Genomic DNA, 25,778 nt, shown 5'->3' with positions numbered 1-25,778 from the left:
CGGACGTCTAGACTCCGGATCGATACTCATAAAAAGGCAAAAGGACGCGACATGCTGATTATCGGATTGATTGTGGTCGTCGCCGCGCTGGTATTCGCCACCGCGAAACTGCGCGTACATCCGTTCCTCGCCCTGCTGATCGCCGCCTTCGCGATGGCGATCATCGGCGGCATCGCGCCGCGCGTGGCGATCAGCGTCATCAACGACGGCTTCGGCAGCACCCTGGGCTACATCGGCATCGTGATCGCCCTGGGGACGATCATCGGGGTCATCCTCGACCGCACCGGCGCGGCCGTGGTGATGGCGGAGGCGATCATCCGCCCGCGCGCTGTCCGACCGCTTCCCCACCCTGACGGTCTCGATCATCGGCTACATCGTGTCCATCCCGGTGTTCTGCGACTCCGGCTACGTGATCCTGAACTCGCTGAAGAACGCGCTGGCCAGGACCGCCGGCATCTCGGTGGTGGCCATGAGTGTCGCGCTGGCGACCGGGCTGTTCGCCACGCACAACTTCGTGCCGCCTACCCCCGGACCGATCGCGGCGGCCAGCAACATCGGCATCGCCGATGCCCTGGGCCTGGTGATCCTGGTCGGGCTGTTCGTCTCGGCCGTAGCGGCCGCAGTGGGCTGGCTGTGGGCCAGCCGCTACGCGCATGCCAATGACGAAGAGCTGCTGGAACCGGACCCGATCAGCGAGGCCACCGGGCAGGAGGTCGAGAGGGAAGAGATCAAGCTGGAGCACCGTCCGACGACCCTGGGCGCGTTCATGCCGATCCTGGCGCCGATCGTGCTGATCTCCATCGGCTCCGTTGCCTCGCTGGCCACCCGCGATACCGACGCCGGCCTGTTCGCCGCCGCGCTGATCTTCCTCGGGACCCCGGTGGTGGCGCTGGCGATCGGCGTGATCTTCGCCCTGCTGCTGATCAAGGGCGCCGGCATCAAGGATCGCTTCCACCAGATGACGGTCGACGCCATCCTGCTGGCGGCCCCGATCATCCTGATCACTGGGGCCGGCGGCGCCTTCGGCAACGTGCTGCGCGAGACCCCGATCGGCGATCAGCTGGGCGACCTGCTGAGCGGCCTGGGCCTGGGCCTGCTGGTGCCGTTCCTGATCGCGGCGGCGCTGAAGTCCGCCCAGGGCTCGTCCACTGTGGCACTGGTCACCGCCTCCAGCATGATCGCGCCGATGCTCGCCTCGCTGGGTCTGGATTCCACCATGGGCATGGTCCTGGCCGTGATGGCGGTGGGTGCCGGTGCGATGACCGTCTCGCACGCCAACGACAGCTTCTTCTGGGTGGTCACCCAGTTCAGCCGCATGAAGGTGTCCACCGCGTACAAGGCGTTCACCACCGCCACGCTGCTACAGGGCATCAGCGCAATGATCACCATCTACATCCTGGGGCTCATTTTTGTCTGACCAATTCCGGGTGGTGGTATGCCCGGACAGCTACAAGGGCAGCCTGGAGGCCGAGGACGTGGCCGCCGCCATGGCCCGCGGGGTGCATGCCGCCCGACCGGATGCCCGGATACGCGCCCTGCCCATGGCCGACGGTGGCGAGGGCACGGCCCGCCTGGTCAGCCATACCCTCGGCTGGGCCTGGCACCTGTCCGACGTGACCGGCCCCACCGGCACCCACCTGAGCGCCGGCTGGGGCTGCGATCATCGCGAGCGGCGCGCGGTGATCGATGTCGCGTCTGCCTGCGGCCTGGACCGGATCCCCGATGATCGCCACGACCCCTGGCAACTCCACAGCTTCGGGGTCGGCGAGTTGATGCTGGCCGCCCTGGACGCGGGCGCCGAACACCTGCTGATTGGTCTCGGCGGCAGCGGCACGGTGGACGGCGGCGCGGGCATGCTGGCCGCGCTGGGCGTGCGTTTCCTCGATGCGCAAGGGCAACGCCTGCCGCCCCACCCCTCGGGCCTCGCGGATCTACAACGGGTGGACTTCGACACACTGGACCCACGCCTGGCCCGCGTCGACATCACGGTCCTGAACGACGTCGACAACCCGCTGACCGGGCCGCATGGCGCGGCGGCCGTGTTCGGACCGCAGAAGGGCCTGGAGGCCGCGGACATCCCGGCCATGGATGCCCACATGGAGCGCCTGGCCGCCGCCATCGAGGCCGCGGGGCAATTGCAGCGGCCCGTCGATACCCCGGGGGCCGGCGCCGCCGGCGGGCTCGGCTTCGCGCTGGACTGCGTCCTCGGCGGTCGCGCTCGCATGGGGGCCGGCTACCTGGCCGAGCTGATCGGACTGGATGCCGCGATCCGCGAAACCGACCTGGTCATCACCGGCGAGGGCCAGCTGGACGGCCAGACCTCGCACGGCAAGGTGGTCGCGGAGGTCGTCCGGCGCGCCCGGGAGCAACAGGTTCCGGTGGTGGCGGTCGCCGGCTCCATTGCCTGCGATGCGGCCGAACTGGCCGCCTTCGGCCTGAGCGACGCCCGCGCCCTGTGCGACGGCAGCATCACCCTGGACCAGGCCCTGGCCCGCCCCGCACACTACATCGCCGAGCGCACCCGTGCCCTGATCGAGGCGGCCGAGCCGGGTATCCGACCGTGAAGCAGCGGAATGCTCCCGTCTGAAAGGAACGTGTTCGGTTGATCCGGGTCCGAACCGCAGCACGGATCGATACGAACCCCAAGGAAGCCCCATGAACAAGCAGGACGACGCCCTTTTTCGCCTCTATACCCTGGGCCCGCTGGAGTTGCCAAACCGGGTACTGATGTCGCCGCTGACGCGCTCGCGTGCGGCGCAGCCGGGCGACGTGCCCACCGACCTGAACGCCGAGTACTACGCCCAGCGCGCCGGTGCCGGCCTGATCATCAGCGAGGCGACGCAGGTCTCGCCGCAGGGCAAGGGGTATGCGTTCACCCCGGGCATCCACTCGCAGGAGCAGGTGGACGGCTGGCGCAAGGTCACCGAGGCCGTGCATGGCGCCGGGGGACGCATCCAGGCGCAACTGTGGCACGTCGGCCGCATCTCGCGTCCGGAGTTGCAGCCCGGCGGCCAGAAGCCGGTGGCGCCCTCCGCCATCCAGCCCGACGGGGCCTACACCTTCATCAGTGCCGAATCCGGCATGGTCGAGGTACAGGAACCCCGCGCACTGGAGCTCGACGAACTACCCGGCATCGTGGAGCAGTATCGCCAGGGCGCGCAAAACGCCAAGGCGGCGGGCTTCGACGGCGTGCAGATCCACGCGGCCAACGGCTACCTGCTGGACCAGTTCATCCGCAGTGGCAGCAACCATCGCACCGACGCCTACGGGGGCTCGGTGGAGAACCGCATCCGCCTGCCGCTGGAGGTGGTGCGCGCCGTGATCGAGATCTGGGGACCGGAACGTGTCGGCATCCGCGTGAGCCCCACCGGCAGTTTCAACGGCATGCACGATGATGATCCGCTAGAAACGTACAGCGCCTTCGCCGAGGCCCTGGACGCTACCGGCATCACCTACATCGAGGTGGTGGAGGACTCCTTCCAGGGCAACCACGAGACCGGCCGTCCGGAATCCATCATCGACGCCATCCGCTCGCGCTTCAGCCGCACCTACATCGGCAACGGCGCCTACACCGCCGAAGAGGCCCGCCAGCGCATCGACGCCGGCCGCTGCGACCTGGTCACCTTCGGCCGCCCGTTCATCGCCAACCCGGACCTGCCCGAGCGCTTCCGCCGGGGCGCCTCGCTCAACGAGTGGGACGAAGCCACCTTCTACGGCGGCGACGAACACGGCTACACCGACTACCCGGCGCTATCCGACTGAAACCGACCCCCGGGGGTCATTTACGCAACCCATGCACGCGTGGCGTCTTGCCCTTTTCCTGGACCCGGCGTAGACTGCGGCTCGATGCGCACTGCCAACCGTCATACGTGGCTGCACGCCCTGCTGGTCCTGAGCCTGGTGCTGGCCGTGCCCCTGCTGCAGGGCGCAGGGCTGCACCTGCACGTGGGCGATCACGATCATCACGATCACCCCTCGCCGCTGCATGCGGCGCACGATGCCGAGCATGTGCACCATCATAACGAGGCGGCCGAGGTCGATCTGACGCCGCAGGCCACCGGCAAGCCGGTGATCGGATTCGATCTGCCCGGCGCGGCGCTGCCCACCACGGCCGGCGACCTGTCCGTGGCGACCCCACGCGCACCCCCGCGCATCGCCGACCTTGCCTGGCCCCTTCGCGCATCCCCTCCCTGGCTCGCGCCGCCGCTGCGCGGGCCGCCCGCCTGACCCGTTGATTCGAACGTAGCGTGCTGACGCCTTTCGGGGCGCAGCCTGGATCGTCATCAATGGGGAGTGCTTCCCATGCCCAATTCGGTAACTTCCTGGTCGGTCGCCGGACTGATCGGACTGCTTTGCCTGCCCGCCGTGCACGCGGACACGGACCGCTGGACCCTGGAGCGCTCGGTCACGCACGGGCTTTCTGTGGCCCCCGAGGCCGAGGCCTTCGAACACCGTATTGACGCGCAGCGCGGCGCGCGCGATCAGGCGGGACGCTGGCCCAACCCGACACTGGAGGCCGAGGCCTCCGACCAGCTCGGGATGGAGGACGGGCGCGGCGGCTATTCGCTGAGCGGGATCGCCGTGACTCAGCCCCTCCCGCTGTGGGGGCAGATCGGACACCGCCGTGATGCCGCCAGCGCCCGTCTCGCCGCGACCGAGGCGCAGACCCACGCCGACCGCCTGGAACTGGAAGGCCGGATCGGCGCGGCGTTTCATGCCTGGCAGCAGGCAGAGGCGGGGTTCGAGCTGGCGCGCGAGCGCCTGGACGAGGCCGAGCGCCTGGGGCGCATCGCCCGACTGCGACAGGAACGCGGCGACCTCTCCGAACGCGAGCGGCTGCGCATCGACCTGTTCCGTTCCGAGGCCATGCGTCAACTGGAGGCCGCCGAGGGCGAACGGACCGAGGCCCGCGCCACCCTCGCCGCCTGGCTCGACCGGCGCCCGGCCGGGATGGGCACCGCCCCCGCCTTCGACGCCCCGCCGCCGCGGCCCACCCGGGCCGCGCCCGGGACGGTGGTGGACCGCCACCCCGCCCTGCGCGCTGCCTCCGAGCGGCAACAGGCGGCGCAGCTGGAGATTGCCCGGGCCCGCGCCGAAGGGCGCCCGGACATCGGCATCCGGCTGTTCCAGGAACGTGAGGTGATCGACGGCCGCCGCGACACCTCGACCGGCATCGGGCTACAACTGGAACTACCGCTGTGGGACCGCAACCAGGGTCGCGTGCGCGAATCGGTGGCGGATCACTACACCCGCCAGACCGAGCGCCGGGCCCTGCAGCGCGACCTGACCCGACAGGTCGAGGTCGGCACCGTGCACCTGGCGCACCTGCTGGACGAACTCGAGCGCCACCGGGGCGAGACGCTGGCACCCGCCCGGCGCGTGCGCGAGCTGACCTACCGCGGCTACGAGGCCGGCGAGGCCTCGCTGCTGGAGCTGCTCGAGGCCTACAACACCCATTTCAACGCGATCGAACAGGAACACGAGCTGCTCGCCCAGAGCTGGGCCGAGTGGCGCGAACTGCGCATCGCAGCGGGGCTTAGCCTCGCGGAGGACACCCAATGACCCACCGAATCGCCCAGGGAATCGCCCATCGGATCACGCGCATCATCACCCTGCTGGCCCTCGCCCTCGCGACGGCCCTCGCTACCGGTCCCGCCCTGGCCGACGACCTCGAGATCACGCACTGGGGCGCCGAGCTGGAATGGTTCCTGGAGGCCGGCGCCCCGGCGCCGGGGGCAACGGAGACCTTCGTGGTCCATGCCACCTGGCTGGACGACTTCCGGCCGGTCACCACGGGGGAGGTAACCCTGCAGATGCATAACCGCTACGGGGAGATATTCAGCGAGGCCACGGCCGGCCTCGACCGGGAAGGCATCTTCGCGGTCCCCCTGACCCTGCCCGCGCCGGGACGCTATTACCTGACGGCCGTCCACGAAGACGCCGACGGCATGCGCGAGAGCACGCTCGGTCAGGTACACGTCCCCGGGGATCACGACCAAGGGGACGAAGATCACGGTCACGACCATGACCATGACCATGCGGGCGACGACCGCAGGCATGCCCATGGCGAGGACGACCACGGAGACGATCACGGCCACGATGACCATGGACACGATCACGGCCATGGCGACGAAGGGCACGCGCACGACGCGGACGACACGATCACCTTTCTCAAGGAGACCCAGTGGCGCATGCGCTTCGCCACCGCCCCGGCCCGTTATGAGCCGTTCGCCGAACGCATCGAAGTCCCGGGGACCATCCGCGAGGTACCCGGCAAGCGCACGCGGCTGATCGCGCCCGCCGATGGCGTCATCACGGCCGACGGGGAATGGCCGGCACCCGGGCGCGAGGTCAACGCCGGGGACAGTCTGATGCGTCTGGCGGTCTTGCCGGACAGCGGCACCTCCAGCGGCCTGGCCCTGGATCTCGCCCGCGCACAGGAACGTCTGACCGCGGCCGAGGCGGATCTGGAGCGTCTGACGGCGCTCGCCGAGGAGGGCGTGATCGCCGACAGTCGGGTGGTGGAGGCCCGCCGCGAACGCAACACCGCGCGGGCCGAACTGGACGACGCCCGCGACCGCCAGGAACGGCTCGACGGTAGCGCCGTCTCCGGCACCCTGGCCCTGCGCGCCCCGGCGGGTGGCCGGGTGGAGTCCCTGGATGTCAGCCCCGGAGAGGTCGTCCAGGCCGGCCAGCAACTGGCCCGCGTGCTCGATGGCGAGACGCTGTGGCTGGTGGCGCACCTCTACCCGGCGGACCTGGAGCGGGTCACCTCCCTGGCCGATCCGGCCATGCGCCACCCGGGCAGTCGCGAGTGGCATGCCATCGGCGGCGAACCGGTCTGGGAAGGCGGTGCATTCGACGGGCCCGGGCAGACGCTGCCGGTCGCCTTTGCGCTGGAGGACACGGACACCCGGTACCGGCCCGGCATGCCGCTGACCGTCTCGCTGGCGGCAGGGCCATCGCGGCACCGCGTCACGCTCCCGGCCGCGGCACTGATCGACGACGACGGCGTGCAGGTGGTGATGGTCCAGACCGGGGGCGAGACGTTCGAGCGGCGACCGGTGCGTACCGGGATTCGTTCCGCCGGCCGGGTGGAGATCCTCGCCGGGGTCGAGGCGGACGAACGGGTGGTGGTCCAGGGCGCCTATGCAGTCCTGCTCGCGGGCCGCGATACCGATGACATCGGCCACAGCCACTAGGAGGCCACCCAATGCTGGATCGACTGATTCGATGGTCCCTCGCCAACCGCCTGCTGGTGATGGCCGGGGCCCTCGGCCTCCTGCTGCTGGGCGCCTGGCAGGCCAGCCAGACCCCGATCGACGTATTCCCGGACCTGACCGCACCCACCGTAACGGTGATGACCGAGGCCCCCGGCCTGGCCGCCGAGGAGGTGGAACAGCAGGTCAGCTACCTGATCGAGTCCGCGGTCAGCGGCGCGAGCGGGGTGCGCCGCGTGCGCTCGCAGTCCGTGGCCGGCTTCTCGCTGGTGTGGGTGGAGTTCGAGTGGGGCGAGGAGATCTACCAGGCCCGGCAGGTCGTCAACGAGCGGCTGGGGCGCGTGCAGGCGCAACTCCCCGAAGGCGTCGCCGCCCCGCAGCTGGGGCCGATCAGCTCGATCATGGGCGAGATCGCCTATCTCGGCGTACGTGACGACGCCCGTGCGGATGGCATGCGCGCCCGCGAAGTCGCGGACTGGGTGGTAGCGCGGCAGCTGGAGGCCATCCCCGGCGTGGCCCAGGTGACCACCCTGGGCGGCCAGGTCCGCCAATACCAGGTGCAAGTCTCCCCGGAGCGCCTCGCGGCGTTCGGCCTGAACCTCGCCGAGGTCCGGGACGCACTGGAACAGGCCAGCCGCAATGCGGGCGGCGACCGGCTCAGCGAGGGCGGCCAGGACTACCTGATCCGCTTCCTCGGTCGCGCCGAGCGGCTGGACGAGATCGAACAGGCCGTGGTCGCAGTACGCGACGGCATGCCGATCCTGGTACGGCATGTCGCGGAGGTCGCGATGGGGCCCTCCATCCCGGTCGGGGATGGCGGCGTGAACGGCCACCCCGGTGTGGTGCTGGCCGTCTCCAAACAGCCAGATGCCGACACCCTCGACCTGACGCGTTCGATCAACGAGACCCTCGCGCGGCTCGAAGCCGGCCTGCCCGAGGGTGTCACCATCGAACCCAACCTGTTCCGCCAGGCCGATTTCATCCAGACGGCAGTGGCGAACGTGGGCAAGGCCCTGCGCGACGGGGCGATCTTCGTGGTGCTGATCCTGCTGGTGTTCCTGCTGAGCGTACGGATCACGCTGATCTCGGCGCTGGCCATCCCGCTGTCGTTGACCGTCGCCCTGCTGGTGCTGCACGCGCTGGGCATCACCATCAACACCATGACCCTGGGCGGCATGACCATCGCCATCGGCGCGCTGGTCGACGATGCCATCATCTTCGTGGAGAACATCTATCGCCGCCTGCGCGAGAACGGCGGCGACCGCGATCGGGCCAGCCTGGACGAGACCGTACGCCGGGCCTGCTCGGAGATGCGCTATCCGGTGGTCTATTCCACCGTGATCATCATGCTGGCGTTCGCCCCGCTGTTCTTCCTGAGCGGGGTGGAGGGCCGCCTGCTGCAGCCGCTGGGGCTGGCCTATCTGGTCGCGATCGCGGCCTCGCTCATGGTCGCCCTGACCGTGACGCCGGTGCTCGCCCGTTGGCTGCTGCCCGCGGTCGCGGAGCGTAGCGCGGGTCGCGAACCGCCGGTGGCCGCGGCCCTGCAGCGCGCCTACCGCCCGCTGCTGCGCGCCACCCTGCGCTTTCGCCGCAGTGTGGTGGTCATCTCGGCAGCCCTTGCCATCGCCACCCTGGCGGCCACGCTGCTGCTCGGGCGCTCCTTTCTGCCCGACTTCAACGAAGGCAGCCTGACCATCGAGATGGCGACCCCGCCCGGCACCGGCCTGGAGACCGCGGCGGAGATGGCCGGCCAGGTGGAACGCTGGCTGCTGGAACAGGATCCGATCCTCTCCGTCGCCCGCCGTACCGGACGGGCCGAAGGGGCCGAACACACCCAGCCGCCCCATCTGAGCGAACTGGATGTCCGTCTGGGCCCGCTGCCGCAGGGGAAGGAAGCGTTTCTCGAGGAGCTGCGCGAGGGGCTGGCCGCGTTTCCTGGCCAGTTCAACATCGGCCAGCCGATCTCGCACCGCATCGACCACATGCTGACCGGCGTTCGCGCGAACCTGTCGGTGAAGATCTTCGGGCCGGGCCTGGGCGAACTGCAGCGCCTGGCGGGCGAGGTCGAACGGACCCTCGAGGGCATCGACGGCCTGGTCGACCTGTCGATCGAGCCCGTCGCGGCGGTGCCGCAGATCCGGCTGCATGCCGATCGCAGCGCCCTCGCCCGCTACGGCCTGACCGTGGCCGACGCCGCCCAGACGCTGGAGACCGCCTGGCGCGGCGCCCGCGTCGCCCAGATCTTCGAAGGCGAACGGCGTTTCGACCTGGTCGTGCAGCTGCCCGCGGAACGGCGCGCGCTGGACCGCCTGGCCGACATCCCGATGCGCACGCCGACCGGGCATAGCATCCGGCTGGGCGACGTGGCCGAACCGCGGATCGAACGCGGCCCCGCCCAGGTCAACCGCGAAAACGCCGAACGCCGCCTGGTGGTCAGCGCGAACGTGGCGGGGCGTGACCTGCGCGGGGCGGCCGACGAGGTCCACGCCACCATCGACGAGCGGGTGGCACTGCCCGAGGGCTATCGCGTGGAGCTGGGCGGCCAGTTCGAAGCCGAGGCCCAGGCCAGCCGCACCATCGCCATCGTATCCGCCGGCGTCCTGATCGCCATGCTGGTGGTGCTACAACTGGCCCTGCGTTCGCCGAGCCTGGTGCTGCTGGTGATGGTCAACATCCCGCTGGCGCTTATCGGCGGGGTGATCGCCGTGTTCGCCATGGGCGGCGTGCTGACCATCGCGGCGCTGGTCGGGTTCATTACCCTGTTCGGCATCGCCGTGCGCAACGGGCTGCTGCTGATCAGCCGCTACCAGAGCCTGGCGGCCGAGGGCGTGCCGCTGGACGAGGCCGTGGAACGCGGGGCGCTGGAGCGGTTGACGCCGATCCTGATGACCGCGCTCACCGCCGCGCTGGCGCTGGTCCCGCTGGCGCTGGGCCTGGGCGAGACCGGCACCGAGATCCAGGCCCCGATGGCCATCGTGATTCTCGGTGGTCTGCTCGGCTCCACCGCGCTCAACATGATCGTACTGCCGGCCCTGTACCACTGGGTCCGGTCGCGCCCCTCGGTGCGGGCCTGACGCCGGTTCGGCTATAGCGCTGTAACGTCATGACGTTACAGCGCTATCGTGCCTTTTGTACCCACCATCCCGGAGGCTCCAATGAACGAGCCGAACAAGCGTTCCACCGTGTATTTCGAACCGGATCTGCACCGGGCACTGCGTCTGAAGGCCGCCTCCACCCAGTGCTCGATCTCCGACCTGGTCAATCGGGCCGTGCGCCAGACCCTGATCGAGGACCAGGAGGACTTGCGGGCGTTCGAGGATCGCGTTGCAGAACCGACCATGTCGTACGAGGCGCTCCTCGACGACCTGAAGGCGCATGGCAAGCTTTGAGGTTGTAGTCCGCAAGTCCGTCGCCAAGGATCTGCGACGGGTTCCCGACAGGGCCGTACGCCGCATCCTGGAACGCATCGCTTCACTGGCAGAGGACCCCCGCCCACCGGGCAGCGAGAGGCTTTCCGCGCAGGAACGCTACCGTGTGCGGCAAGGCGTCTACCGAATCCTCTACGAGATTCAGGACGAGCAACTGATCGTCACGGTGGTGAAGATCGGCCACCGTCGCGAGGTCTAACGGTGAAACGCGGCTGTCAGACGGCGACGTCGGCCAGGTGGCCCTTGCCTTCCAGCCAGGCGCGGCGTTCGGAGGCGCGTTTCTTGCCAAGCAGCATGTCCAGCAGCTGCATGGTGTCGTCGGCGGCATCGAGGGTGAGCTGCACCAGGCGCCGGGTGTCCGGGTTCATGGTGGTCTCGCGCAGCTGCAGCGGGTTCATCTCGCCCAGCCCCTTGAAGCGGGTCACGGAGATCTTGCCCTTCATCTTCTCCGCCTCGATGCGCTCCAGCACGCCGGCCTTCTCGTCGTCGTCCAGGGCGTAGAAGGTCTGCTTGCCGACGTCCACGCGATAAAGCGGCGGCATGGCGATATACACGTGCCCCCGCTCCACCAGCGGCCGGAAGTGCTTCAGGAACAATGCGCACAACAGCGTGGCGATGTGCGCGCCGTCGGAGTCGGCATCGGCCAGGATGCAGACCTTGCCGTAGCGCAGCCCGTCCAGGCTGGCCTGGCCCGGGTCCACGCCCAGGGCCACGGAGATATCGTGGATCTCCTGCGAGCCGAGCACCTGGTCCGGATCCACCTCCCATGAGTTCAGGATCTTGCCGCGCAGCGGCATGATTGCCTGGAAGTCGCGATCACGGGCCTGCTTGGCGGAGCCGCCGGCCGAGTCGCCCTCGACCAGAAACAGCTCGGTGCGCTCGAGGTCCTGGCTGGCGCAGTCGGCCAGCTTGCCCGGCAGGGTCGGGCCCTGGGTGATCTTCTTGCGCACCACCTTGCGGCCGGCGCGCTGGCGCTTCTGTGCGTTCTGGATCGAGAGCTCCGCGATGCGCTCGCCCTGCTGCGGGTGCTGGTTCAGCCACAGGCTGAAGGCGTCCTTGACCACGCCGGAAACAAACGGCGCGGCCTGGCGCGAGGACAGCCGCTCCTTGGTCTGCCCTGCGAACTGCGGGTCCTGCATCTTGAACGACAGCACGCTGGCCACCCGCTCCCAGACATCCTCCGGGGCCAGCTTGATGCCGCGCGGGAGGAGACTGCGAAACTCGCAGAACTCGCGGACCGCTTCGGTCAGACCGGTACGCAGGCCGTTCACATGGGTGCCGCCCTGGGTAGTCGGGATCAGGTTCACGTAGCTCTCGCTGACCACCTCGCCGCCCTCCGGCAGCCAGGTCACGGCCCAGTCGGCGGCCTCGGTCGCGCCGGAGATCGAACCCATGAACGGCTCCTCCGGCAGGCGCTCCAGGCCGTCCAGGGCCTCCACCAGGTAGTCACGCAGTCCGGCGGCGTAGCACCATTCGCAGGCCTCGCCAGTCGTCTCGTCACGGAAGGTTACGGTCAGGCCCGGGCACAGCACGGCCTTGGCGCGCAGGATGTGCTTGAGCCGGGGCACCGAGAACCGCGGCGAATCGAAGTACTGTGGGTCCGGCCAGAAATGCAGCGTGGTGCCGGTGTTGCGCTTGCCGACGTCGCCGACCGCCTCCAAATCCTGCGTCTTGTGCCCGCCGGCGAAGGTCATGCGGTACTCGCGCCCGTCGCGCTTGATCTGCACCTCCAGCCGCTGCGACAACGCGTTGACCACCGACACGCCGACGCCGTGAAGACCGCCGGAGAACTGATAGTTCTTGTCCGAAAACTTTCCGCCCGCGTGCAGGGTGGACAGGATCACCTCGACCCCCGGGCGCTTTTCGCGCGGATGCAGGTCTACCGGCATGCCGCGGCCGTCGTCGCTGACCGAGACCGAGTCGTCCTTGTGCAGGATCACGTCGATGCGCTTGGCGTGGCCGCTGATCGCCTCGTCGACCGAGTTGTCGATCACTTCCTGCGCCAGGTGGTTCGGGCGGGTCGTGTCGGTGTACATGCCCGGGCGCTTGCGCACCGGGTCCAGCCCCTCGAGGACCTCGATATCGGATGCGGAATAGCTCACGCAGGAACCCCTTTATTGATATTGATCGCGCCCTGTACCGGGCACGGCATCGGTCATCATGCACCGTCATCGCGAGGCGCCAAAGGCGACGAAGCAACCCCCCAACGAAACCCCGGCCCCCGCTCCGGGCAGTGCCGGGGCCATCCACGGAGATCGCCACGGCGCTGCGCGCCTCGCGATGACGAGGGTGGTTGGCGTTCGTTGCCGGAGCGCCCCCCGCGCACCGGACTGTGCGCAGCGTACCAAAGCCCGCGGGGGAAAGGCTGCTTGCAATCCCGGGGGCGATCCCAACAATGCATTGCAGATTTCGTGTTCAAGTGTTCCAGGAGGGTTCCGATGGCAGAAGCCGCAAGCGCAACCGGCGACGATATCCTCGACGTCACGCAGGAAAACTTCCAGCAGGCGGTGCTGGACGAGTCCCACCAGCGCCCGGTGGTCGTGGATTTCTGGGCCGCCTGGTGCGGACCGTGCCAGCAGTTGATGCCGCTACTTCAGCAGCTCGCCACGCAGTACGCCGGCAAGTTCCGCCTGGCCAAGGTCAACAGCGACGAGCAGCAGGCCCTGGCACAGCAATACGGTGTGCGCAGCCTGCCGACCGTCATGATCTTTCGCCACGGCAAGCCGGCGGATCAGTTCATGGGCGTGCAGCCGGAGCCGAACATCCGCGCGATGATCGACCAGTACCTGGAGAAGCCCTCCGACAAGCTGATCGAACAGGCGCGCGAGCAGGCCAGGACCGGCGACGTGGACGGCGCCCTGGCGACCCTCAAGGCCGCGCTGGAGGAGGACCCCGACAACGGCGACCTGCGCATCGAGCTGGCGCGCGCCCTGGCCCAGTCCGGCGATCCCGAGGCGGCCGAGACCGAACTCGCCAAACTGCCGCTGGATCAAAGCGAGAAGGAAGAGGCCAAGACCCTGCGCGCCCGCCTGGTGTTTGCCAAGACGGCGGCCGGCGTCGACCCGCAGGCGCTGGCGAAAGAACTGCAGACAGGCGACCCGCGCCCCGAGGCGCTGGAGCAGATGGCCGCCTACGCGATGCTCTCCGGACGCGCCGAGGAGGCGCTGGGACTTTACCTGCAACTCATGAAGCAGCACCGCGCCTACAACGATGGGGCCGGCCAGCAGGGCCTGCTGGCCGCGTTCAAGGTGCTGGGGGATGACCACCCGCTGGTCGGGCAGTATCGACGGCAGATGGCGTCGCTGCTCTACTGAACAGGGCCCGGTTGCCGGCGCAGCATCCCTCCAACCGGCTATGGCCTCGACCACGCCCCATCGGCCAGAGGCTGGCCTCCTGCACGTCGGTATCCCCGGATATCGACGTGCAGGAGCCGAGCCCCTCGGCGATCGGGCGCTGGTCAACCACCATCGATCCGAGATTCCCCTGCGACGGGAACCGCGGTGTGCAGGTCAAGCGCGGGCGGGGGCTTCGCGAGCAAGCTCGCTCCCACAGGGGGCTTCCCACCTGTTGCACGACCTATTGCCTGGCGACGACCTCGCCGGTGAGTTGGGTGCCGGCGGCAAGGGTGGAGTAGATGGTGCCCTTCTGCACGTTGCGGTGCAGCAGCTCGACCATTTCCTCATCGGCATCGGTGCCGACCTCGACGCGATACTCGATCTTCGCGATGGCCGGTGGGTCGTCCTGGCGCCAGCCGCGCAACTGGATGGAGATGCTGTCCACCTCCATGCGCAGCATCGGCAGGGCGCGCTGGATGCCGCGCACCATGCAGGCACCGAGTGACGCCAGCAAAAGCTCCGGCGGACCAAGGGAGACGCTGATTGAATCGCGCGTCCGCGCTCGAGTCGCTTTTGGGTGCGAACAAGGCGCGGTGACTGCCGTGCAGTCATTCTGCACAAGGGAGCCGCAACGCCGTGCGCGCGCCCGTTTTTGATAACAACGGGCGGCCGAGCCCCTTCGGGGTTGGCACCCCAGGTTCCCCGATCCTGCGTTGCGGCCCTTGCCGGTAGCACCACTACCGGCTGCGCACCGCGCCTTGTCTCGGAAAACCTGGGGCGCCAACGCGGATGCGCGATTCAATCAGCGTCTCCCTAAGCATCGTCGCGCCCGTCCATGTCGGTGTCCAGGGTGACTTCGGCCTGCTTGGCGTGCGCCAGGCTGCCGTGCGCGTCCACCCGTTCGACGTTCAGCTGATACTCAAGCATGTCATCTCCATCCCGCAGCCGGATCGCAATGCGCGACCCGGCGCCTGGATATCAGTTACTGCCGAGGATGCGCTCGATCACCGCCTGCGGTTCCTGGTAGCCGGACATCTGTTGTCCGCTCTCCGTGATCAGTGCCGGGGTGCCGCGCAGCCCAAGTTGCTGGCCCATGGCCATGTGCTGATCCTGCGGCGTGGCGCAGCTGCCGTCGATGTCGTTCAGCTTGTCGCCTTCCTTGGCCCGATCCATCGCGTCTTCGCGGTCATCCGCGCACCAGATGCGATCCATGATCTCCGGAGAATCGCGACCGAGGACCGGGAACATCAGGTAGCGCACCTTGATGCCAGCCGCCAGATACTCCGGCAGGTCCTGGTGGATTTCGCGGCAGTAGGGGCAGTTCGGGTCGGTGAAGATGTTCAGCACACCGCGAGTGTCACCGTTCGGCGAGTAGGTCACCAGCTCGCTGTCGCCGATGGCGGCGAACATGTCGGCGCGCACCCCGCTGAGCGCGGCCTGGGTCAGGTTCTCGCGGGTGTCCAGATCGACCAGGTTGCCCTGAATCAGATAGCGGCCGTCCCCGGACACATAGAGGATATCGGTGCCGTAGCGCACCTCGTAGATGCCAGCCATCGGGGTCTCCCGGATGCTGTCGGCCTCGGCATCCGGAATCACCCGGGCCATGGTTTCCTCGATGGCATCGGTCGCCATGACCGGGGTGCTGAACACGGCCAGGGCCGCGGCAAGGGGAAGAACGAGTTTCAGGAGCATGGATTCTCTCGTGTCAGTACAGAAAACAGAGCCAGTCTAGCAGCCCCCACACGGGGAACCTGCGAAAGCTGGCAAGAGTGCGTAATAGACGTCAGCCGCGGGGATGATGTTCCGCATGCAGGCTTTGCAGACGGGCGCGTGCGACGTGGGTATAGATTTGCGTGGTCGAGAGGCTGCTGTGGCCCAGCAGCATCTGCACCACGCGCAGGTCCGCCCCGTGATCGAGCAGGTGGGTCGCGAAGGCGTGGCGCAGGGTATGCGGCGACAATGGCGATTCGATGCCGGCACTCCGTGCATGAGCCTTGATACGGTACCAGAAGGCCTGGCGCGTCAGCCCGCGCCCGCGGCGGGTGACAAACACCGCCTCGCAGGGCGGGTGGCCATCCATCAGGTCCGGCCGCGCCTCGCGCTGGAAACGGGCCAGCCAGTGCGCCGCCTCCTCGCCCAGCGGCACCAGGCGTTCCTTGTCGCCCTTGCCGGTGATGCGCACCACGCCCTGACGGCTGTTCACCTCCGACTGCTCCAGGCCCACCAGTTCCGACACGCGCAGGCCAGTGGCGTACATCAGCTCCAGCATCGCGCGGTCGCGCAGGCCCACAGCGGTCTCGAGGTCGGGCGCCTGCAACAGGGCGTCCACCTGGGCCTCGGACAGACTGGCCGGTAACGGGCGTCCGGCGCGGGGCGATTCGATCCCGGCACTGGGGTCATCCTCGCGCTCGCCCTGATAGACCCGATAGCGATAGAAACGCCGGATGCTGGACAGCGCCCGGGTAATGGACTTCGGCCGGGCCCCGGCCTGCATGCGCGCGCTGATGTACCCCAGCAGGTCGGGCGCCCCGGCGGTCTCCAGGTCCACGCCCCTGGGCTCCAGCCAGTGCGCCAGGCCCTCCAGGTCGCGGCGGTACGCCGCCAGGGTGTGATCGGAGAGCCCCTCGACCGCCCAGAGCTCGTCCAGGAAACGATCGAGGGGCGACGAGGTCGTCTCGGCGCTGGTCACGCGTTACGGCTGGCCGCCCCCGGGATTGCCCGGATTGCCCGGTGCCCCCGGGGTCTCGGCGCGGAATTTTCCGGCCAGGCTCTCGAACACCTTGGTCAGTTCCAGCGGCAGCGGGAAGAAGATGCTGTTGGCGGTGCCGTTGGTCGACATGTCGGCCATGGTCTGCAGGTAGCGCAGCTGCAGCGCGGCCGGGCTCGCTTCCATCTTCTGCGCGGCCTGCACCAGCTTCTCGGCCGCCTGCAGTTCGCCCTCGGCGTGGATGACCTTGGCGCGGCGTTCGCGCTCGGCCTCGGCCTGGCGGGCGATCGCACGGATCATCGAGTCGTCCAGGTCGACGTGCTTGATCTCGACGTTGGTGACCTTGATGCCCCAGGCGTCGGTCTGCGAGTCGAGGATCTCCTGGATGTCGTTGTTCAGCTTGTCGCGCTCGGAGAGCATCTCGTCGAGATCATGCTTGCCGAGGACCGAGCGCAATGTGGTCTGCGCCAGCTGGCTGGTCGCGGCGTAGTAGTCCTCCACCTGGATCACCGACTTGGCCGAATCCACCACGCGGAAGTACAGCACCGCGTTGACCCGTACCGTCACGTTGTCCTGGGAGATCACGTCCTGACTGGGCACATCGAGGGTGATGATGCGCAGGTCGATCCGCACGATCTGCTGGATGCCCGGGATGACGATGATCAGGCCCGGACCCTTGACTGCCTGGAACCGCCCCAGAAAGAAGATGACGCCACGCTCGTACTCGCGCAGCACCTTGATCGACATCACGATGATGGCGATCAGGATGACTAGCGGAACGACAAAGAAACCGAGATCGTTCATGTCCTGCTCCTTCTACGTTGTGAGTACTGCACCGGCCGGTCAGCCGGTCGATGCAGTGCCCGGAGTGTCCTCTTCGGTCGCGGGTTCGACCTGCAACTTGAGCCCGTCGATGGCGGTCACCCGCACCTTCTGCCCCTCGCGCACGGGTGCCGAGGTCTCGGCATTCCACTGCTCGCTGTGGACCCAGACCCGGCCACTGCGTTCAAAGTCCTCGCGCGCCTCGCCAAGCATGCCGATCATCTCTTCATAACCGGTGGCGGGCTTCTTGCCACGCAGCTTGAACAACCGGCCCAACACCCAAACCGACAGGATGCCGATGGCGATGGCCGTGCCAATCACCAGCGGCAGGGCCACATTCAGGTTGGGGTCGTCCCACAGAATGATCGAACCGGTTGTAAACGCCACGATTCCTCCTATGCCCAGGGCCCCGAAACTGGGCACAAAGGCCTCCGCGACCATAAAGATCATCCCCAGCAGCATCAGCGCCAGACCCGCATAGTTCACCGGCATCACCTGCAGCGCGAAGAACGCCAGGATCAGCGCGATCGAGCCAATCACGCCGGGATAGATCGCGCCCGGATTGGCCAGCTCGAAGATGATGCCGTAGATCCCCAGCAGCATCAGGATATAGGCAATGTTCGGGTTGGTGATCACGGACAGCAACTGGGTGCGCCAGTCCGGATCCATACGCTCGATGCGCAGACCCTCGGTGGAGAGGGTGCGCTCACCGTCGTGCATGCGCACGGTATGCCCGTCGATCTGGGCGAGCAGGTCGTCCAGGTTGTCCGCCACAAAGTCGATGACGTTCTGCTCCAGCGCTGCGGAGGCGGTCAGGTTGGAACCCTCGCGTACCGTCTCCTCCGCCCAGTCGGCGTTGCGATCATAGCGCTCGGCCAGACCGCGGATGTACGAGACCGCGTCCTCCAGCACCTTCCGCCCCATCGCGTCGTCGCCGCGTCGCGGGGCCGGATCGTCCTCCAGCAGCTCTTCTTCGCTGGCCGGCTCCACCTCGCCGTTGGCCGTTCCGTTATCGTCCGTGGGCTCGTCCGCCGCCGCATCGGTATCGTCGTCGCGCGCGTCGCCATTGGTCTCGTCGGCGTTCCCGCCGTCGCGGGCGCCCTCGTCCGGTTCCGGCGGGTCCATGCCCGGGAGCCCACCGCCCCCCATCTGCACCGGCGTGGCCGAGCCCAGGTTGGTGGCCGGGGTCATGGCCGCGACATGCGACCCATAGAGCATGTAGGTGCCGGCACTGGCCGCGCGCGAGCCGGCCGGGTGGACATACGTCACCACCGGCACGTCCGATTGCAGGATGTTCTTGATGATGCTGCGCATACTGGAATCCAGTCCGCCGGGGGTATCCAGCATCAGGATCAGGATCTCGGCGTCTTCCGCCTCCGCGCGTTCAATGCCGCGACGGATGTAATCGCCGGTGGCCGGGCCGATGGCGTCCTCCACGGTCAGCATCAGACCGTGGCGATCCCCGGTATCGGCCATGCTCGCCGCCACCAGCCAGCCCGTACCGAGCACCAGCAAGGCCAGCCACAACAGATGTCGCCAGGGGCGCCATCCGCCCTGTCCCGCGTTGCGCCCGAATGGAACCCGCATGGGCTTCCTCTCCCGTCAGGATGGATTCGTCGTACACTGCGTGCGCACACGCGACAGCCGACACCACCACGATAAACCAAAGCCCGGACCGGCGCCGAACCCGCAGACCCGCATGGAAACGCAGGCAATGCAGACCCCGCCCGAAACCCTCACCGCCGTGATCCTGGCCGGCGGCCAGGGCCGCCGCATGGGCGGGTGCAACAAGGGCTGGGTCGAGTACCACGGGCGCCCGCTGATCGAACACGCGATCGAGCGCCTGCAGCCCCAGGCCGCACAGCTGGCCATCAGCAGCAATACCGATATCGACCGCTATCGGGCGCTGGGGTTTCCCTGTCTGTGCGATCGGCACCCGGATTACCGCGGCCCGCTGGCCGGGATCGCGGCGGCCTTCGCAGCCTTCCCCGGCCAGAACCTCCTGTGCGCCCCGGTGGACGCCCCGCATTGCCCGCGGGATCTCGGCGAACGCCTGCAACAGGCCGTGGACCGGGAACACGCCCCGGCCGCGGTCGCCCACGACGGCGAACGGCTGCAGCCGCTGTTCGCGCTGCTGCGCCCGACCCTGGCGCAGGCCCTGCTGGACGACCTGGAGCGCGGGTCCCTGGCCGCAGGACGCTGGTTTCGCGACATGGGGGCAATCCCCGTCGATTTCTCCGATCAGCCGCAGGCGTTCGCCAACATCAACACACCGGATGACCTGGGGAGGGACTGATCATGATCGCTATACTCTCGATCCCGAACCGCAGTGCCCGGGAACGACGCCCATGACCCAACCGACCATCCCCTCGCCCCTGCCCCGCATCGCCTTCGCCGCCTGGAGCGGCAGCGGCAAGACCACCCTGCTCAAGGGCGTGATCCCGGCCCTGCGCGCCCGCGGCCTGCGCCCGGCAATGATCAAGCACGCCCACCACGAGTTCGACGTGGACAAGCCGGGCAAGGACAGCTTTGAGCTGCGCCACTCCGGGGCGGACCAGATGCTGGTCGCCTCCGGGCGGCGCTACGCCCTGATGGTGGAGACGCCGGAGACCGACGACGGCCGCGTGCCGGATCTGGACATGCTGTGCGCGCGGCTGGACCCGCGACGCTCCGACCTGATCCTGGTCGAGGGCTTCAAGCAGTGGGACCTGCCGAAGATCGAGGTGCACCGCCCGTCGGTCGGCAAGCCGCCGCTGTACCGCGAGGTCGCCGGGGTGATCGCGGTGGCCACCGATGCCCCGACCCTGGACTTCGACGGCCCACTGCTGCCGGTCAACGACCCCGACGCAGTGGCCGCCTTCATCATCGACTACCTGAATATCCATCCCTGAAGCGGAGACATCCCATGCCCGAGGCTGCCCCCGGTTGCGACGATTTCGACCCCAGCGCCAAGACCCTGGAACAGGCCCGTGCCGCGATCCTGGAGGCCTGCCGGACGATCACCCAGAGCGAACAGGTCACGCTGGAAGAGGCCCTCGGGCGCACCCTGGCCCAGCCGATTCACGCACGCATCGACGTGCCACCGGCGGCGGTCTCGGCCATGGATGGCTACGCCCTGCGCGCCGCGGACGCAACGGACGGGGCCTGTCTCGCACTGGTGGGCACATCGGCGGCCGGGCATCCCTGGGATGGCGAGCTGCAGCCCGGCCAGTGCCTGCGCATCCTGACCGGCGCGGTCGTCCCGGCCGGGGCCGAACTGGTCATCATGCAGGAGCAGGTGCAGCGGGACGGGGAATCGATCACCCTGCAAAACGGCGGCCTGACAACGGGACACAACATCCGTGGACCGGGCAGTGACACCGCCGCCGGCAGCCCGCTATATGCTTCCGGGCAGCGCATCGGCGCCGCCGAGATCGGGGTCCTGGCCAGTCAGGGTATCGCCCGGGTGAGCGTGCTGCGCCGGCCGCGCGTGGCCTTCTTCTCGACCGGGGACGAACTGGTCCCCGTCGATCAACCGCTGGGCCCGGGACAGATCCACGACAGCAACCGCCACACCCTGCGCGCGCTGCTGAGCGCCTATCCGGTGGAGGTGCTGGACTACGGCGTGATCCGCGACACCGAGGCGGAGGTCTCACGAGCCCTGACCCGGGCCGGTGCGGACGCGGACATGATCATCACCACCGGGGGCGTCTCGGTGGGTGATGCCGATCACGTGACTCGCGTACTGCAGGCCTCGGGACAAGTCGGTTTCTGGAAGCTGGCGATCAAGCCCGGACGGCCACTGGCATTCGGACAGTTCGGCCGCGCGCATTTCTTCGGCCTGCCCGGCAACCCGGTGGCGGTGATGACCACCTTCGCCCTGCTGGTACGCCCGGCCTTGCTGCAGCTGGCCGGGCGCGACGCGACCGAGCCGCAGACCCTGAACGCCCGCCTGCTGGAGGATCTGTACAAGACCCCGGGCCGCAAGGACTTCCAGCGCGCGTTACTCGAGACTGACGACCGCGGCTGGGTGGTCCGCGCCGCCGGCGGCCAGGGCTCGCACCAGCTGCGCGCGATGAGCGAGGCCAACGCCTACGTGGTTTTGCCCCGCGAGTCCAGCGGGGCCCGGGCGGGGGACTGGGTGGAGGTGCTGCCGTTCCGGGAGATCTTCCCGGAGGTGTAACCCGGTTTCCGCCCGCGCTCAGGGGGACTGGACGAGCGCGGCGAATTCCCGCTCCAGCAGGGCCTCGTCACCCAGGTTGAGCTCGACCAGGCGCCGCAGGTGCGAGGCGGATTCGAGCGGCATCGCCTCGATCTCCACGCCCAGCCACAGGCCTTCGTGCCAGCACACGCGGCCCTCGACGGTGATGCGCGCCTCGCCGCTGAGCGGGATATCGACGCTGACCTCGTCCCCATCGGCCAGGACCGGAAGATCCGCGCCCTCCAGCAGCACCCCCTTCAGGGAGATATCCTCCACGCGAACCGCGCAGTCCCCGCCGTCGGTGAGCAGGGTAGCCGGAAATTCCAGAGGGATACGTTGAAAGCGTCGCTCCATACGGCAAGACTACGCCCACTCCGCGCCTGCGGCCAAATCCAGAACCATCCGGGAATCCCATGACCGAAACCGCCGCCTCGTCCGTCGACGGCCAGCCGACCAGCCTGCTCCGCCGCCTGGCCGCCATCGTCTACGATGCCCTGCTGCTGGTGGCGATCTGGATGGTCCTTGGCCTGCTGGTGGTTGTCCTCGGCAATACCACCGGGCTGTACTCGCCGCGTGTGCACTTCGTGCTCAACCTGATCGTGGCCTGGGGCTTCTTCTACTGGTTCTGGACCCGCACCGGACAGACGCTCGGCATGCAGGCCTGGAACATCCAGCTGCGCACCGAGGCTGGCCACGCGGTCAATGCCTGGCAGGCGACGCTGCGCTACCTGGTCGCGGTGGCCCAGTGGCTAGTAATCCTGATGGCGATCTGGGCGGTGCGCGAGCACGGCGCCGTGGCAATCACCGTGGTCACGGCGGCGGCGCTGTTCGCACTCGGCCTGTCGCAGTTCCACCCGCGCCGCTGGATGCTGCACGACTGGCTCTCCAGCACCGAACTGGTACGCATCCAGGGTCTCGCCAAGCCGCGCTGGAAACAGAACCGCAAGAGCTGATCCCGAGCCGGTTTTTTATTTCACCACGAAGCACACGAAGACGGGCAAGGTCAAAAGCCGTCCTGATGAGCGATCACGTTCAACCAGCCGCCGGATCGTAGGGGCGTAGGATGGGATGAGCGCAGCGAATCCCATCAAGGAACGGGCACAACGCGGGAAATGGTGCGTTTCGCTGCGCTCAACAGCACCCTACCGCGGCGGAAGGAGCCTGCCTTTGGGAGAACGTTCCCTGCAATGGGCTGAAGCTCGTTGCTAATTGAACAACCCTCAGGGGGCGAGCCAGAGGCCGAGGTCGTCCAGGGCCTCGGCAATCTCGTCGGCGATGCGACGGTAACCACGGGCGTTGGGGTGCACGGGGTCGGCGCGCAGGTCGCGCTCGGACAACACGCCGGAGAGCACGCCCTCGATCAGGGCCACCTGTTCCTCGCGGGCGAGTTCGCGATAGATCGGATCGTCCCGCAGGCGCCCGGTGGCGGCCCCCAGGGCCGAGGCCCGCGGCACCCCCAGCAGCAATGGCTGGGCCCCGTGTTCATGCACCGCTGCCACCAGGGCGCGCAAATCCTCCTTGACCGCGGCGGGATCGCGCTGGCGCAGAAAGTCGTTGCCGCCCAGCCAGATCAGCACCAGGTCCGGCTGGTGTTCGCGCAGGCTGGGCTCGAGGCGCCCGCGGGCGCTATTGGCGCGGTCGCCCGGCACCCCGTCATTGATGAGTGTCCAGCCGGTGATCGCCGCCAGCCTCGCCGGATAGTCCTCGCCCGAGCCCGCCCCGGTCCCGTGGGTCACGCTGTCGCCGAAGGCGAGCACCGTGGCCTGGCGCGGGAGTGGCTCGAAGTCGCCCGGGCCCGCGCCACCACAGGCCGCCAGCAAGGCCGCCAGCACGATCAGGAACCCGCCGCGCAGCCAAACCCTCATGTCTGACGTCCCATGCGTTGCAGCGCCACCAGCGCGAAAATCAGGAACAGCACCACCGGCAAGCTCGCCGCAACCACCGGCGGCAGGTTGTAGACCAGCCCCAGATGGGTCATCGCGCGCATCACGATGGCGAACGACACGCCGATGGCGATGCCGATGAACAGGCGCCGCCCGGCACCACCCTCGCGCTGCGAGCCGAACAGGAACGGGATCGCCAGCAGCAGCATCACGAAGGTGCTGGCCGGCAGGGTCAGTCGCTGCCAGAACGCGACCTCGTAGGGGGCCGAGTCCAGGCGATTTTCCTGCAGGTAGTCGATATAGCGCGCCAGGTTCTGCGCCGCCATCTGGCTCGGCTCGACCACCAGTACGTCGAAGTACTCCGGCGCGATCAGGCGCTCGATGACCTCCTCCTCCGGGCGTTCGGCCTCGACGCGCTCCAGCGACAACCGCGAACGCTCCACGCCCTGCAGCCGCCAGGCCCCGTCCTCGTACTGCGCGCTCTGAGCGCGCGTGATCTCGCGCGGCTCGCGGTTCGCATCCACCTCGATGATGCGTACGCCGATCAGGCGATTGCCCGGCAGCACCGCATCCGCCTGCACCATGCGCTGGCCATCGCGCGCCCAGAGCCCGATGGGGCTCACACTCAGCTGTTCATCGAAGGCGCTGGCCTTCAGGTTCTGTGCGCGGCTCTCGGCGGCCGGGGCGAAGAATTCGCCGACCACCACCATCACCACCACGACCACCAGCCCGGCCTGCATCACCCAGCCGATGAAGCGCCCAAGCGTCATCCCGGCGGCCCGCATCGCGGTCAGCTCGCTGTTGGCAGCCAGATTGCCCAGCCACAGCAGTCCGCCCAGCAGCGCCGCCGGGGGCAGCATGTCGTACATCCGCCGCGGCAGGGTCAGCGCCACATACAGCAGCGCCTCGGTCAGGCCATAGTTGCCACGCCCGGTGTCACGCAGCTCGTCAATCAGCGCGAAGACCGCATCCAGCGCCACCAGCAGGACCACGGCCAGCGCCGTCCCGATCAGGACCTGACGCATGATGTAGCGACCCAGTACGGTCGTCACGAAGCCACCTCGTCACGCTCGACGCGGCGAGGGCCGCCACCCGCGCCCCGGCCAAGGCCCAGCATGCCCTTGCGCCAGGCCAGCCATAGCCAGAAAACCAGCATCAGCCCGTGCGTCCACCAGAGCCCCAGGGCCAGTGGCGTACGGCCATCCGCCAGCTGCCCCTGACCCAGGATCAGGAAGTTCGCGTACAGCACGTAGACCCCGATGGCCGCCGGGATGCGGGCATAACGCCCGGAACGGGGCGGCACCTGGGCCAGCGGCAGTGCAATCAGGGTCAGCACCAGGATGGACAGTGGCATCGCAATGCGCCATTCGAGCTCCGCACGATGGTCCGGCCGATCACGCTCCGCCCACAGTTGGAGCGTCGACATCGCGTTCAGCGAGCGCCGCCCGGCCCCGGCATCCGGTTCGGTGATCTGGGTCCGCAGTCGCTCGAACTCGAGCATGCGGAAGCTGCCCTCGCCGGGCACGCCGACATGGCGATAGCCGTTCTCGAGGATCAGGAAACCACTACCCTCGGCCCCCGGGTCGGGAATCGCGCGCTCGGCTACGGTCACCTGCGCCTCGCCGTCGACCTCGCGGTAGATGAACACCTCCAGCAGGGCCTCGCGGTCCTCGCTCAAGCGCTCGGCGAAGAAGACCTGCTCGCCAACCCGCGAGCGCAGGAAGCGCCCGGGCGTAATGCCGACCAGGTCGGAGCGTGTCTCGGCAAGGTCACGCAGTTGGTCGATCTGGGCTTCAGTACGTGGCACCACCAGCGTCATCAGCACCAGCAACAGCAGCGTAGCCGGCGCAGCCACCCAGAACAGCGCGCGATAAAACGCGGCGAAGGACATGCCGCTGGCCTGCAGCGCCACCAGCTCGCTGTCGCGCTGCAACCGGCCCAGCACCAGCATGAAGGCCAGGAACAGCGCCACCGGCCAAAGGAACACAATGCCCTTGAACGCGCCGAAGGCGACCATGCCCGGCAGGAAATCCACGGGGATACTGCCCTCGGCGACATCGCGCAGCACCCGCCCCAACACGCCGCCGATGATCACCAGCAACAGCACGACGGTGACCGCGGTCTGCGTAACCAGCAGCTCGCGGGCGATAAGACGCTCGGCGCGGCGCAGGATCATGCGCGCATTACCCCGCGGCCCGCGCGG

The 25,778-nt window shown here is 68.4% G+C and carries 22 protein-coding genes and 2 pseudogenes; 14 read left to right on the top strand and 10 right to left on the bottom strand.

Features of this window, described 5'->3' with window-relative positions:
- The first annotated feature begins 51 nt into the window (after positions 1-51).
- From TVD_RS02705 to TVD_RS02665, 9 genes and pseudogenes are all read left to right on the top strand, one after another.
- Positions 52-1,417, top strand: a pseudogene (locus TVD_RS02705) (GntP family permease).
- 10 nt (positions 1,418-1,427) lie between these two features.
- Positions 1,428-2,564, top strand: coding sequence for a glycerate kinase (locus TVD_RS02700; RefSeq protein ID WP_047251883.1), 1,137 nt, complete (start codon positions 1,428-1,430; stop codon positions 2,562-2,564).
- Between the two features lie 91 nt (positions 2,565-2,655).
- Positions 2,656-3,762, top strand: a complete 1,107-nt coding sequence (locus tag TVD_RS02695; RefSeq protein WP_047250743.1) for an alkene reductase — start codon at positions 2,656-2,658, stop codon at positions 3,760-3,762.
- A gap of 84 nt (positions 3,763-3,846) precedes the next feature.
- The gene (locus TVD_RS02690; RefSeq protein ID WP_012983458.1) at positions 3,847-4,227 is read left to right on the top strand and encodes a hypothetical protein; all 381 of its coding nucleotides are present in this window, start codon (positions 3,847-3,849) and stop codon (positions 4,225-4,227) included.
- A gap of 75 nt (positions 4,228-4,302) precedes the next feature.
- Positions 4,303-5,562, top strand: a complete 1,260-nt coding sequence (locus TVD_RS02685) for a TolC family protein (protein WP_047250742.1) — start codon at positions 4,303-4,305, stop codon at positions 5,560-5,562.
- Positions 5,559-7,202 (top strand): efflux RND transporter periplasmic adaptor subunit, encoded by a 1,644-nt coding sequence (locus TVD_RS02680; RefSeq protein ID WP_047250741.1) that lies wholly within the window; start codon positions 5,559-5,561, stop codon positions 7,200-7,202. The genes TVD_RS02685 and TVD_RS02680 overlap by 4 nt, the downstream gene beginning before the upstream one ends.
- 11 nt (positions 7,203-7,213) lie before the next feature.
- Positions 7,214-10,294, top strand: a complete 3,081-nt coding sequence (locus tag TVD_RS02675) for an efflux RND transporter permease subunit (protein WP_047250740.1) — start codon at positions 7,214-7,216, stop codon at positions 10,292-10,294.
- An 81-nt stretch (positions 10,295-10,375) separates the two neighbouring features.
- On the top strand, positions 10,376-10,609 hold the full coding sequence (locus TVD_RS02670; RefSeq protein ID WP_047250739.1) for a hypothetical protein: 234 nt from the start codon (positions 10,376-10,378) through the stop codon (positions 10,607-10,609).
- On the top strand, positions 10,596-10,847 hold the full coding sequence (locus TVD_RS02665; RefSeq protein ID WP_047250738.1) for a type II toxin-antitoxin system RelE family toxin: 252 nt from the start codon (positions 10,596-10,598) through the stop codon (positions 10,845-10,847). Before TVD_RS02670 ends, TVD_RS02665 begins: the two co-directional genes overlap by 14 nt.
- A gap of 16 nt (positions 10,848-10,863) precedes the next feature.
- Here the strand turns inward: TVD_RS02665 and parE are convergent, their stop codons facing one another.
- Positions 10,864-12,750 carry a DNA topoisomerase IV subunit B gene (gene parE / locus TVD_RS02660; protein ID WP_047250737.1) on the bottom strand — a complete coding sequence of 629 codons (1,887 nt, stop codon included), beginning with the start codon at positions 12,748-12,750 and terminating at the stop codon, positions 10,864-10,866.
- Between the two features lie 336 nt (positions 12,751-13,086).
- Here parE and trxA point away from each other — a divergent pair, with 336 nt between their 5' ends.
- Complete coding sequence (trxA, locus tag TVD_RS02655) at positions 13,087-13,962, top strand: thioredoxin (RefSeq protein WP_047250736.1); 876 nt, start codon at positions 13,087-13,089, stop codon at positions 13,960-13,962.
- A gap of 262 nt (positions 13,963-14,224) precedes the next feature.
- On the opposite strand, the pseudogene TVD_RS02650 reads toward trxA, so the two are convergent.
- From TVD_RS02650 to TVD_RS02630, 5 genes and pseudogenes are all read right to left on the bottom strand, one after another.
- Positions 14,225-14,515, bottom strand: a pseudogene (locus TVD_RS02650) (OsmC family protein); the annotation flags it as partial.
- 446 nt (positions 14,516-14,961) lie between these two features.
- A complete protein-coding gene (locus tag TVD_RS02645; protein ID WP_047250735.1) occupies positions 14,962-15,675 on the bottom strand; it encodes a DsbC family protein in 714 nt (237 codons plus the stop codon).
- A gap of 91 nt (positions 15,676-15,766) precedes the next feature.
- Entirely contained in the window at positions 15,767-16,672 is a 906-nt protein-coding gene (gene xerD, locus TVD_RS02640; RefSeq protein ID WP_018168175.1) for a site-specific tyrosine recombinase XerD, read from the bottom strand.
- 3 nt (positions 16,673-16,675) lie between these two features.
- Positions 16,676-17,494, bottom strand: a complete 819-nt coding sequence (locus TVD_RS02635) for a slipin family protein (RefSeq protein WP_018168176.1) — start codon at positions 17,492-17,494, stop codon at positions 16,676-16,678.
- 39 nt (positions 17,495-17,533) lie between these two features.
- On the bottom strand, positions 17,534-19,099 hold the full coding sequence (locus tag TVD_RS02630; protein ID WP_047250734.1) for an NfeD family protein: 1,566 nt from the start codon (positions 19,097-19,099) through the stop codon (positions 17,534-17,536).
- Positions 19,100-19,226: 127 nt separating this feature from the next.
- Here TVD_RS02630 and mobA point away from each other — a divergent pair, with 127 nt between their 5' ends.
- From mobA to moeA, 3 genes are read left to right on the top strand one after another with little or no spacing between them, the layout of a single operon-like run.
- Complete coding sequence (mobA, locus tag TVD_RS02625; protein WP_018168178.1) at positions 19,227-19,808, top strand: molybdenum cofactor guanylyltransferase MobA; 582 nt, start codon at positions 19,227-19,229, stop codon at positions 19,806-19,808.
- Positions 19,809-19,860: 52 nt separating this feature from the next.
- A complete protein-coding gene (gene mobB, locus TVD_RS02620; RefSeq protein ID WP_018168179.1) occupies positions 19,861-20,403 on the top strand; it encodes a molybdopterin-guanine dinucleotide biosynthesis protein B in 543 nt (180 codons plus the stop codon).
- Between the two features lie 14 nt (positions 20,404-20,417).
- Complete coding sequence (moeA, locus tag TVD_RS02615) at positions 20,418-21,674, top strand: molybdopterin molybdotransferase MoeA (protein ID WP_047250733.1); 1,257 nt, start codon at positions 20,418-20,420, stop codon at positions 21,672-21,674.
- Positions 21,675-21,692: 18 nt separating this feature from the next.
- Here moeA and TVD_RS02610 read toward each other — a convergent pair whose 3' ends face one another.
- A complete protein-coding gene (locus TVD_RS02610) occupies positions 21,693-22,046 on the bottom strand; it encodes a PilZ domain-containing protein (protein WP_018168181.1) in 354 nt (117 codons plus the stop codon).
- Positions 22,047-22,105: 59 nt separating this feature from the next.
- On the opposite strand from TVD_RS02610, the gene TVD_RS02605 reads away from it, so the two are divergent.
- Positions 22,106-22,645 carry an RDD family protein gene (locus TVD_RS02605; protein ID WP_047250732.1) on the top strand — a complete coding sequence of 180 codons (540 nt, stop codon included), beginning with the start codon at positions 22,106-22,108 and terminating at the stop codon, positions 22,643-22,645.
- A 267-nt stretch (positions 22,646-22,912) separates the two neighbouring features.
- On the opposite strand, the gene TVD_RS02600 is transcribed toward TVD_RS02605, so the two are convergent.
- The 3 genes from TVD_RS02600 to lptF are packed head-to-tail and all read right to left on the bottom strand — an operon-like array spanning position 22,913 to position 25,751.
- On the bottom strand, positions 22,913-23,557 hold the full coding sequence (locus TVD_RS02600; protein ID WP_047250731.1) for a GDSL-type esterase/lipase family protein: 645 nt from the start codon (positions 23,555-23,557) through the stop codon (positions 22,913-22,915).
- On the bottom strand, positions 23,554-24,627 hold the full coding sequence (gene lptG, locus TVD_RS02595) for an LPS export ABC transporter permease LptG (protein ID WP_047250730.1): 1,074 nt from the start codon (positions 24,625-24,627) through the stop codon (positions 23,554-23,556). The genes TVD_RS02600 and lptG overlap by 4 nt, the downstream gene beginning before the upstream one ends.
- A complete protein-coding gene (lptF, locus tag TVD_RS02590) occupies positions 24,624-25,751 on the bottom strand; it encodes an LPS export ABC transporter permease LptF (protein ID WP_047250729.1) in 1,128 nt (375 codons plus the stop codon). Before lptF ends, lptG begins: the two co-directional genes overlap by 4 nt.
- Positions 25,752-25,778: the final 27 nt, after the last annotated feature.

Origin of the sequence: Thioalkalivibrio versutus, assembly GCF_001020955.1 — a bacterium.
Lineage (GTDB): Bacteria > Pseudomonadota > Gammaproteobacteria > Ectothiorhodospirales > Ectothiorhodospiraceae > Thioalkalivibrio > Thioalkalivibrio versutus.
This window is presented reverse-complemented; position numbering and strand designations above follow the sequence as displayed.